Annotated in this window: 5 protein-coding genes; all 5 read right to left on the reverse strand. The window is 46.7% G+C overall.

The features are described from left to right. Window positions 1–25: 25 nt before the first annotated feature. Complete coding sequence (locus FHW36_RS09080) at window positions 26–742, reverse strand: TolC family protein (RefSeq protein WP_145665989.1); 717 nt, start codon at window positions 740–742, stop codon at window positions 26–28. Next, window positions 739–2,172, reverse strand: coding sequence for an O-antigen ligase family protein (locus tag FHW36_RS09085; protein ID WP_145665992.1), 1,434 nt, complete (start codon window positions 2,170–2,172; stop codon window positions 739–741). The genes FHW36_RS09080 and FHW36_RS09085 overlap by 4 nt, the downstream gene beginning before the upstream one ends. Window positions 2,173–2,298: 126 nt before the next feature. Further along, window positions 2,299–3,363 carry an acyltransferase family protein gene (locus FHW36_RS09090; RefSeq protein WP_186452360.1) on the reverse strand — a complete coding sequence of 355 codons (1,065 nt, stop codon included), beginning with the start codon at window positions 3,361–3,363 and terminating at the stop codon, window positions 2,299–2,301. Between the two features lie 23 nt (window positions 3,364–3,386). Next, window positions 3,387–5,573: an exopolysaccharide transport family protein gene (locus tag FHW36_RS09095; protein WP_145665998.1), complete on the reverse strand. Its 2,187-nt coding sequence runs from the start codon at window positions 5,571–5,573 to the stop codon at window positions 3,387–3,389. A gap of 392 nt (window positions 5,574–5,965) precedes the next feature. Next, window positions 5,966–11,242 carry a fibronectin type III domain-containing protein gene (locus FHW36_RS09100; RefSeq protein WP_186452361.1) on the reverse strand — a complete coding sequence of 1,759 codons (5,277 nt, stop codon included), beginning with the start codon at window positions 11,240–11,242 and terminating at the stop codon, window positions 5,966–5,968. Between the last annotated feature and the right edge of the window lie 16 nt (window positions 11,243–11,258).

Consider the following 11,258-nt stretch of genomic DNA (forward strand, 5'->3'; position numbering starts at 1 on the left):
TTTTAACCGGTAACCCCTCTGATTATTATAAATGCAGCAATACTTCTTCCATAGTACTGCCGATAATGCCTTCCAGCGCTATTTTAGATTGTTTTACATCTCTTTCCAATGCTACTTTTCTTACCATTTCAGCATTGTAAAGACGATATGCTTCATTTAATGTTTCTACTTGCGTATTCTGATCGGCTTTGGAAAACCTTGACTCTACCTGTTTGTAGTGGTTATACGCATCTTCCAGCAATGGCAATTGCAGCTCATACAATTGTTTGTTGGCGGCATAGTCTTCGTAAGCCCGCAGTACCGCTGCTTTCAATGCCAGTTTGCCGGTTTCCTTTTGTTGCTCCAATGCTTTGCCATTTGCCTTGGCTATTTTAACATCGTTAGGAATGCTGATCAGGTGACCAATGGGGACCATTACCCCGAAGTTGTATCTTGGATACAGGGTATTGTTGTTGGTAGTACCGCTTCCTTTGATGGTGAACTCGTTCAGGTTACCTGCAGCGGTAAGCATATCCAGCCAGCTTGCTTTGGCTTTGTTTTCTTCATATTTAGAAATCTGTTTCTTAAAATCGATTTCTTTTAACTGGGGATTCTGATAGGCCAGTTCTACCAGTCTTTCCTTTAACCGGGCAACAGTAGGCTGATCGGCGGGTAAACGCAGCAGGACAGCGGTGTCGGCTTGCTGGGCCTTCGCTATAGTTCCTGTAAATGCTACCAATAAAAATAATAATACGCGTTTCATGATGTGATGTTTGGAGATGATAGTAGATATTTTAACTTTATAGTGATCCCATTTAAGCCATAGTACAGCAGGGCAGATTCAATCAATCCGGATGATTCCTGGGCATACATACTCACCACTATGGCAAACATGACGCAGAGAATGACCAGGGTAAACTGCTTTTCCGTTTCCGTTCGCGCAGCGAAATAATTAGACACCATGTACCGCATCATGATGAAGATATTGATCAACACCAGGGTGAGGCCAATTAAGCCCTGTTCCAGTACGGTACGCAGGTAACCGCTGTCGGGAGGAAATCCATCCAGCTCACTCCCCGAACCCGGTTCGCAGCTGAGGAAGCCCCCGCCGATAGGGTGCTTGAAGATATAAGGCTGAATACGATGCCTGTTTACTTCCCTCACATTGAGAGAAGCATCTTCCGAACCGGAGAAGGCACTACGCATCCTGATCACAGTAGAGTTGCCATGAAACGGACCAAACATCAATACCAGGAATGCCATTACAAACACCAGCGCGCCGATAATCGTATTGCGGTGCCGCATGTTCACAAATACCATGATCAGGAGGCCCATAGGCACCATAATGTAAGCGGTACGCGTACCCGAAAATCCCAGGGCCATAAACTGCAAGATCAGTGAAAATACCAGGAAGGCCTTTTTCGCCGGAGAGATCAGTTTCATGGAACTCGTGAGCAGCACGATATTGATAATGCAGCCACAGGCCATGATCACCCCAAATACTGCCGGATCAGATACAAAAGAAAAGATGCGGATACCGGTTAAGATCAATACGGTCTTAAATTTTTCCGGGTACCTGGCGATATAGGCTTTCTCAAAAGGCATTAGTCCAAACCATTGCTGGATACAGGCATAGAAAGCCGCGATGGTGAGCATGATGATCCAGAACTTCAGGTAGAATTTCAGATCATCCATATTTCTCACAATTCTCATCACCAGGTACATAGCTACCATATTGCGTACATATACCCTGGCAAAGGTGGTCCAACCGTGGCGGTCGTACACAAACGCGGGGTTAAAGAACTGCAGCAGGATATACCCCCCATAGATATAGAAAGTAATGATGGCAGGATCCCGCAGGAAGTCCACCTTTTTGATATTATTATCTTCCTGTTTTAACAAGCTACCCACCAGCGTTATCAGCAGGATGGCATCTATCAGCACGCCCACGGGAATTTCTGTGCCAGACATCCGTTCCAGCAATCGTACGGTCAGCGCTACGGTGCAGGAAATGAAATAACCTGCCCGGTAGTTTAGCACGGAAATTAATGCTACGCTAATACCTACAACGCCACCTATCAGCAATGCCGTGTACTTTACCTCCTGGGCGCTTGTATAGGCAATCACCGGTACAACTATTACCCAGCAGATAATAATGAATATGTTGAAGATATTTTTTTTCGCTACTTCCACTGGATAGAATTTATAAGAAAACTATTTTAACCGCCATCGCGATAATTGTGAGCGTTATAAAAATGAGGATCAGCACCTGGTGCAGGTGTTGGTCTATCGGCTTATTTTTAGCTTGCTTTTTCATGTTTATGATGGCAATACTGTTTTATTATTAGCGTTATGCTGACTGAATGGCCCGGTAAACAACCAACCGCATTTCAATTGTATCAATACCCGGTAAGCGATAATCGACAGGAAGATGGAAGTGGGTATTAATGTCAGTAAAAGCACGATGCCATTGCTGATACCTATTCCCATCAATACTGCCCGTAACACCGCGAATATGGTGATGTGCAGCAGGTAGATGTATAATGAATAATGACCTATTATGCTCAGGAATCCCATTCGCCGGTGTTTGGCCAGCCAGGAGGAAAGCATCATTACAAACAAACATCCATTGAGTGCAATCAGCATCAATATATACAGGCTCATTTGCTGGTGATGCAGGTAGTACCATTGCAATAAACCAAATACCGGCGCCAGCAGTAGCAGGTTGATTGGGTTGGAAAACTGCCTTTGCGTTTTTTCTTCGAAAAAATAGCCGGAGGCTATGTCCCCGATGGCAAAGTAGATATAGTGTATCGCTATATCGTAAAAGGTGCTGACCGGTTGTACATAGGGCGCTATCCCCAATAATGCCAATCCAATGACCAGTTGCCATGCTTTTCGTTCTTTTATTGCGAGCGATGACAGCAGGTACAGCATGGTTACGTTAAATAGTGCAAACAGATACCACAGCTGATCTAGCTTTCTCGGCTGAATAAAAATATTCAGGTAATCAGCCGTGGAGCGGGTAGCATTACTATAGTCTGAAAATAATATCTGCAGGGTGATCTGAATCACCGCCCAAAGCAGGTATGGATATAGTAATGTATTCACCTTGTTCACCAGGAATGTTCCGGGACCACGTTTCCCTATACTTCTGCTGAAGAAAATGCCTGACAGTAAAAAAAAGAGCGGCATCCTGAAACTGTATAACATATCGTTGGTAGCCAGTACTTGCTTTGGTAGTGCAATGTGGCTGGCTACAAGCCCATAGGCCAAATGCCGGTATACAACCAGGATAATAGCGATGCCTTTTGCATAGTCAATCCAGGCGTAGCGCGACGCTTTACTCTCGGGGCGTAAACTAAATATGTCGTGAAGTTTCAAAGGATCTATAATTTTAAAGAAGTTTACAATTCCAGGTAATCCTCCTTAACGTTATTCAAGACAGCTCCCAGGAACTTGTCGCCGAGCGACTCCAGGAATTCGGATGATTCCCGGTCTATTTGTTTCATTTTTAGATGAGAAGAAAAGATCGCGATCACTCCTTCTGCATATACAGATAACTCACGGCTGTCGGTGAAATCGTTCAGCGGTGCACCTTCCATTAAGATGTAGTCGTAATATTGCTTCAGCTCAGGGAGGTAGTTGAGCAGGTGATTGGGAGGTAAAATTTCGGAAGGGGTATAGTCACCACCCCGGCAGCCAATCACTTCTATACCCGGTGCTTCATATGTTGTTACAATTTCTTTTACTTTTTCAATGCTGAATTCGGCAGGAGGCACGGAAAAGAATTCCAGTGTAGGCTTGGCTTCCATCTGAACGCTCACGTCATTGTTACAGAAGTTGGTATCTATTACCAGCACTTTTTTGTTGCTTAGGCTGAGACTATAGGCCACCGCTTGTAGCAGGGTGGTTTTACCCTGCTGGGGTTCTGTACTGGTAAACAGGAATACCTTCCGGCCGCTGCTTTCCAGCTCATACCGGAGTTTACGCAATAACTCGCGGAAAATATTTTGTCTTTTCAGCCATTGCGAGTCATCTGTTTTCCGCTGCAATATTTCCAGCAGTTTATAACGCTGCAGGTTAGCGTGGTTGATGGTGGCAATGAGCTTCAAATCGGAAGTACGGTTAAAAATGGAAGGAGATTTCAGGGAGTTATCCATGAACTCTTTGAACAGGATGCTGATACAGGCAATCATAAAAACGGCCATGCCAGACATACCCATAATCACCAGGCGTTTGGACGATTCCGGTGTAAAGGCAGGTTGTCCTATCAGCGTTTGGCGGAAGTTATCCTGTGGTACGTTGCGGTTGTCCAGGGCAGATCCCAATTTTTCTTTCAGTTTATTATACTCTTCCTGTGCCAGGGTTACTTCCTGTTGCAGCGAGGTAACGGTAGCTTCTTTATTGGCGTAAGAACCAACAGAGGAGCGCAGGTTACGGATTTTATTTTCCAGGGCGCTGATGTTCAGCCGGGAGGCGCTTACCTGTGCTTCCAGTGCTTCCTTACTCTGCAGTAATTCTTCTTTGCTGCTTACTTTACCGGAAGGGGTGGAGGCATCCAACATCGCTTTTTGCAGGCGGGCGCGCTGTGTTTTTATTTTATCGGCCAGCGCATTGTCGGTAGAACCACCGTTCACATATTGATCATTCAGGTCGTTGATTTGTCTTCTCAGCGAAATGATTTCAGCATTTGAGTTGGAATAGGCTGGCTTGCCACTGTTGGCCTGGGCCAGTTGTGTGCTGACGTTATTAAGAGAAGCCTGCAGGTTGTTATAGTTAGCCCTTTCGTCGGAGAGGGATTTTTCAAATTGTTTGATCAGGTCCCACTCATTACCGCTGGCTGTTTCTACATTCAACACGCCCTGGGCAGTTTTATATCCCCTCAGTGCTTCTACTTTCTGGTCCAGTTCGCGTTTCTTCTGTTCTACCAGTGCTTCAAATGTTTCTACGTTTTCTACAGAGCGTTCGGAACGGGAGCTGCGGTAAAAGCGTATAAATTCTTTATAGAGAGTATTTACAGCGTAGGCAGACAGCTCCGGATTCTCTGAATAGCAAATGATGTTGATATAGTCTGTACGCTGAAGGCGTCCTACCAGCATCATTTTGCGAATGCTCTCATAATCGTATCTATAGAGTTTCATGAACTCCAGTATTTTCCTTTCTTCAGGAACAGAAGAAGAGAGTATCTGCAGGGAATCAATTTTCTGGCGGCATACCCGGGCAATTTCTTCTTTATTGGCAGAGAGGTACACCGGTTTTTTCAGTTCCTGTTCTGTAAGCTGACGGAAAGGCTTATTGCTGGTGAGGTCATGCAGCATCAGGTTACAGGACAACAGCCCGGTAACGAGCGGAGAGTTAATATTTTCTATGACGTTATCAAATTTAACGTCGGCCTCAAACAGGTTAACATTTTCATCTCTTAATTTAATCTGCTCGTTGGTAGTATATCCAGTCGCCATTTGGGCGGTGGATGCGTATAATTTGGGTTTACCGATGGTAAAGGCAAAAGCTGCAGCCACTGCAGCGATGGTGCTGAGCAGTATCCACCATTTCTTTTTGAGTAACGCCTTTATGAAATACACGATGTCCATATATAATTTTTCCTTTTGCTAAAATTTACTGTAATACGCTGAGGAGGAGCATAGATATACATGTATCGAAGTCCTGTCCCGGCGCAGATACTGGAGTGTCAGAGGAGATGGTAAAAAATCTAACTAATGCTGGGCTTACAGCCCTTCAAATACTGGTTTTATCGAGGATGAGGTTACGGGGGAGATATCCGGGAGAACATAAGTATCCTGGTATATCCGGTTATGAGTCAAAGGTAAAAGATTATATTTAAAGACACTTTATTTTTAAGCGAAACATAAATTTTAGTTGGTTATCGCTGAAGTTTGAGGGGTAACGCAAATTTAACTAAAAGCAAAACCGCCCCGAAAATTTCGGAGCGGTTCTACTTTGATCATAATCATTCAGTTACAACTCAATTTCCCTTGACAAGTTTAACGCTCTTGGTTTCACCGGTGGAAGTAGTCAGTTTCAGGATATAAATACCTGGTAAGCTGATACTGCTCCTGGTGTTGATCCGGATGAGGTTCTTACCTTGTGGCACTTCCTTCCGGGTTTCTGTATAGAGACGTTTACCGCTGAGGTCAGTAATTTCTATCATCATCACAGGCGCTGATTTTTGTAAGGTCATATCTATGGCCAGGTTATCTACATATGGATTTGGATAGATATTGGCCTGGATACTGCCTTTATTAGTGCCGTCTGATGCCAGAGCCAGCTGGTGATTTGTTACATCTGTCACCATAGCCTGTGTACCGTTTAAGGTCTGGACATTGGAGGTAGCATCAATTTCCATGCAGTTCAGGTAACCTACCTGGCCGCCTACAGGTATGCTGAGCGTGAAGGCAATTTCACCATTTGCATCTGCTGTCAGGTTGGCGAAGTCGGCAGTAGTGGTCGTATTGTTTTGTGCATACAGCGTTTTGCTGACGCCGTTGATGGTAAACTGCGTGCTGCCATTGTCTGGCTGCGGCGCCCACCATTTACTGTTCGACAGGAATTTGATGGTATAAGTCGTATTCGCGCTTAAACCAGTCAGGTGTCCATGCATTACCGGGGCACCGTTAAAGAAGCCTGGCAGCGATCCGAAGTACAGGTATTCCTGGAGTACCACATCAGGATAAACGCCGCTGTTATTACCGGTAGTCGCACCTTCAATACCAGCTGCCCACCAGCTTTCGTCGAATCTCAGCCCAACGGTAGTAGTCTGGCCCTGGTCATTTTTCAGGCCGGATGCGGTGCCGTTGGAAAGATTATTCCATGGAGCCGGAGCGGTGTTGTTGAGTTTAAAGTTCAGGTACAGTTTGTAGCTGCCGCTTGAGCCAGCAGGTACATTCACCGTAATGCTGAACGTAGTAGTATCTGCGGCGCCATAAGCATCCCTGGCAATTACGCTGATATTGTTAAAGGTGCCTGAGGTGCCTATTGGTGGCGCGATAGACAGGGATACACTACCGCCTGACTGTACCAGCGTAACGAAAGACGGCAGGTTAACGGTGCTGTAGCTGATTGGGTTGCCATCCGGATCGCTGGCCACTACCGGTACGTTGAGAGTAGTACCGGCATCCAGTGTCTGGTTACTGATATCTGTCAATACCGGCGGATGGTTAGTGGTTACGGTAGAATCGCCTACGCCGCCAGCGTCGATTTCCATGGCATTCAGGTAACCTACCTGGCCGCCAGCAGGTATGCTGAGCGTGAATTTGATTTCACCGTTGGCATCTGCCGATACGTTTTGGAATACCGCGAGATTGCTGGTATTGTTTTGCGCATATAATGTCTGGGTAACGCCATTGATGGTGTACTGTGTACTACCATTGTTTGGCTGTGGAGCCCACCATTTACTGTCGCAGATGAACTTCACCGTGTAAGTCCTGTTTGTTTCCAGGCCGGTAATATGACCGTGCATGGAAGGTGCGCCGGTGAAGAACCCAGGCAGTGAGCCGAAATACAGGTATTCAGCCAACACGGAATCAGGATATACACCACTGTTGTTACCGGTAACAGCACCTTCTGTACCCGCTGCCCACCAACTTTCATCGAAAGTAAGACCAGCATTGGTTACCCGGCCGCCATCATCTTTCAGGTTGGTGGTAGTAGTACCGAAGATATTGTTCCACGGTGCAGCTACGTTGTTGTTGAGTTTGAAGTTGAGGAACAGTTTATAGTTCGGCGTAGGCCTGTCTACTACAGTGAGTGTAAAGCTGCGTACGTCGATACCACCGGCATTATCTGCTGCCTGCAGTTTTACCACATAGGTGCCCGCATCGCTGTATCCCGGAGCTAAAGTCAGGAGACAAGTGTCGTTGGCGCTTACTATGCTGGCAAAGGCCGGTAATTGCAAGGCTGTCCAGGTAAAGGTATTACCTGGGTTCAGGTCGTGCAGGGATACTTTCACAGTGGTGGTAGTGCCTTCATTAACACTCCATCCGGCTACGGAATCGATCACCGGTGGATAGTTGTCGTTCACTACCAGGTTGAAGAGGGCAGTGTCTTTACCGCCATTGTTATCTGCTGCAATTACACCGATGCCATTGTAGGTACCCTGTTGTGCCGCCGTAGGCGCCAGGTACAGGGACGTAACGCCCGCATTTTGCTGCAGGGATACAAAGGCTGGTGCATTATAGAGACTGTAAGTAATCGGATCGTTATCTGCATCGGTAGCGCTTACCGGTATGGACTGCGTAGTGCCATAGCGGATAGTCTGGCTGCTGATAGGTGCTATCTTAGGCGGATTATCCAGCGATTTGGTACCTGTTGCCGCGGTGAATGCGGAGTAACCACCTTCTCCGAAGGCTCTTACTTTATAGTATACCACGGTATTAGCTGCCAACGTAGAATCAGAGAAGGTTCCCTGGCTGGTAGCAAAGGCGCCCAGTATTTTAAAGGAGCTGAAATGCAGGCTGTCGGCCAGCGAACGTTGTACTTCATAACCTGTTTCGATAGTGGTAGTATCATTCCAGGTAAGTTTCACCACGGAGGTAGACAATGCCTGTAAAACGAGGTTAGAAGGCGCTGTTGGCGGCAATGGTTTCGCTGCGGTAGTAGCGCTGGCCACGGCAGTATAGGCAGATTCGCCATACTGACCAATGGCTCTTATTTTATAATAATAAGTAGTACTGGCGTTAAGCGCAGTATCGGTATATGCGATAGCTCCGGCTGCGGTGGTAGCTACGATATTGTAAGTGCCAGCGCTGCTGGTGCTTCTGTAAATTTCAAAACCTGTTTCGTTGGTACTGTTATCTTTCCAGGTCAGGTTAAGTTTACTGTAATTATTAACCGTAACGGCCAGGTTAGACGGCGCTGTAGGTGCACTACCATTTACCACGGAAGTATCTACGAAAGCCGCATCCGGAATCAGCGTACGGGTAGTGATACCCGCAGCGGTGCTGGTCCAGTACACTTTCATGGCAGAGCCGCCGCCGCCCTGGAAGTACGTAATAGTAATAGGATATACACCCGCATTGGCAATTACGGTACCTGAAGCATAGGTAGCGCCATGCGAACCATCGTTATTGACGGTAGCAATAGCGGTGCTGGAATATGTTTTATTGAAATACAGCTTGCTGCCATCATCTGAATAGGTCTCAAATGTATAGGTACCAGTAACCGGGATACGGATATAACCGGTCCACATGATCGCATAGTTGGTGGTAGTGCCCGCCGGTACTATGGAAAGATCTGGAACATACGCCTTACCAGTTTGAGCTGGGGTTAGCGTACTGAAGTTAGGCAGACTGCTATAGCTACCATTATAGAACTTGTAAGACAGGTTTGCCTTTTTAGTTCTTACCGTTACCTGGTTACTTGGCGTAGATGTTTTACCCGACACATCTTTTGCTTTCACGTAGAAGTTGTACAGGGTACCATCGGTAAGACCGGTAACAGTGGCGGTTAATACATTACCAACAGATGTTTTCAGTACACCGTTGGCATACACATCGTAACCGGCAATACCGGCATCATCTGTGGCAGCCAGCCAGGTTAACACTACCTGGTTGTTGGTATAGCTGCTAATGGCTAGTGATGGAGGGGCAGAAGGAGCGGAACTGTCTGCAACAGTTGTTCCTTTAACTTCGGCAGACACAGGCCCGGCTGCGTTATCATTAACCGGACGTACTTTATAGAAGTAATTAGTACCTGGAATGAGATTGATGTCGGTGAAAGTTACAACGCCTGAGTTGTTCTTTCCAACTAAAATATATGGTCCGCCACTTTGGGTAGCCCTGTATATTTCAAAGTATTTTTCGTTGAAAGCAGGAGTCGGATTCTCTGTCCAGGACAGGGAAATAGACGTTTTGGTGAAACTGCTCACTACCAGGCTGCCGATGGGATCAGGGCCATTGATACCGGTGGCATTTACCACCCTAAATGTATCTGAATAAGCGCCTATGCAATAATTAGGCGCCGTAACCCTTACTACATATGCACCAGGTGTAGACGTGGTGAGCGTGTTAGTATTGCTGAGTATAGTAGCGCTACCGCCTTTGATCCACTCATACTGAGTCATACCGGTAGGCACCTGCATGGTAATGCTGGTGCTGCCATCGAGGGCAGGCAATACGTTGCTGGCCAGTGCAGGGGAGGTAGTAATAACTGGTGCCGGTGATGCTGGTTTATAGCTCATCACCAGTGGGGTAGGAGACCATCCTGTCCATCCGGTGGGCAACTGTCCCCTGACACGATAACTACCCGGCAGGGTTACTACCAGGGAGTCGGCCGTACCGGTGTAAACGGTAACGCCATCTTTTTGCCATTCATATTGCTGGAATCCGGGTGCTATACCAATGGTGATCGACTGCCCGGGACAGAACGTCGCAGATCCAAACAGAGGCCAGGGGTTGAGTCGGTTGGCCCTCAACATGAACGGCGCAAAATCCGGTTCATTCCATGCGTCCACCCAGGTATTATGCGCATCGTTGGGGTAAGTAGTAAGTTTGAAATCACTACCCGCCGCCACAATTTGTGCCGCCACCTGGTTGGTTGTATATGGAGCGGGATTACCGTCCTGACCACCCTGGAAGAGCCATAACGGCGTAAATTTATAAGTATTGATGTAATTGGCATAATCCAGCGTCATGGCGCTCATTGGGAGAAATGCAGCGGTTAACTGAGGATAGCGCAATGCAAATTCCCAGGTAGCCCATCCACCACCGGATAAACCGTTAACGCTTAAACGATCGGGGTCGCCTTTGCAGGAAGCCACGATAGAATCTACTACTTCTTTCAGGTTGTCGTAATCATTGGGCCCCCAATAGCCACCCTGGCTTTGAGGATAAATCAGGTAACCATCGAACGTACCAGCGTCAACGCGGGAAGCCCATAACTGGCCGCCCCACAGTAACTGGTATTCGTTGTCATAAATTGTTCCTTTTTCCCCTACACCGTGGAAGAACAGGTAGATGGGGTATTTTTTTCCATCATTGGTGCCAGGGACGTAGGTCTTAGGGAATTTAAGACGAAACGCCATGTTCTTATAAATGTAGCATTTATAAGAATCGGTGTTGTAGCTCATTCTTACTGTTCTTACCCATTTTACGATTTTGTCGTACTGCGGAGTGGCAGGAGGGTTGGCAGAGTTGTAAGTGATCACCGGATCACTGGGGTTTAATGCTGTTTGTGCACTGGCTTCGTGGAGAAAGCCCAATGCAAGCAGCATCATAAGGAGCATGCGGTGTAAAGTTCGATTCATAGAAGTATATTGTATT

This window comes from Chitinophaga polysaccharea, assembly GCF_007829335.1.
Taxonomy (GTDB): domain Bacteria; phylum Bacteroidota; class Bacteroidia; order Chitinophagales; family Chitinophagaceae; genus Chitinophaga; species Chitinophaga polysaccharea_B.

Excerpts from the sequence above, each read along its gene's own strand:
- FHW36_RS09095 (WP_145665998.1), bottom strand. The coding sequence starts at position 5,573 with ATGGACATCGTGTATTTCATAAAGGCGTTACTCAAAAAGAAATGGTGG.
- FHW36_RS09080 (WP_145665989.1), bottom strand. The coding sequence starts at position 742 with ATGAAACGCGTATTATTATTTTTATTGGTAGCATTTACAGGAACTATA.
- FHW36_RS09100 (WP_186452361.1), bottom strand. The coding sequence starts at position 11,242 with ATGAATCGAACTTTACACCGCATGCTCCTTATGATGCTGCTTGCATTG.